We start from the raw sequence: 216 nt of genomic DNA, 5'->3' as shown, positions 1-216 counted from the left end.
TCAGCGACGCGGCGGGCAACAGCAGTGGTGATAGTGCGCCAGTGACGTTTGATTTTGACGCCACCGTGCCAACTGCGGTGCCAACACTCACCATCGCGGATGCCGCGGACGGCAGCGTGAGCGTGGCAGAGAACAGTGACGGCGTTGAAACCAACGTGACCCTACCAACGGGTGTGGAAGAGGGCGATACGGTGACGTTAACCATCACCAACCCAG

General features: G+C 60.6%; 1 protein-coding gene. It reads left to right on the top strand.

Features of this window, described 5'->3' with window-relative positions; translation table 11 throughout:
- Window positions 1–216 (top strand): hypothetical protein (locus tag AACW06_RS20760; protein WP_202884146.1); only part of this gene is annotated, 216 nt, incomplete at both ends.

Source organism: Vibrio sp. S12_S33 (assembly GCF_963889785.1).
Classification (GTDB): domain Bacteria; phylum Pseudomonadota; class Gammaproteobacteria; order Enterobacterales; family Vibrionaceae; genus Vibrio; species Vibrio aestuarianus.
The sequence above is the reverse complement of the archived record's forward strand: the minus strand, read 5'-3'. Positions and strand labels throughout refer to the sequence as shown.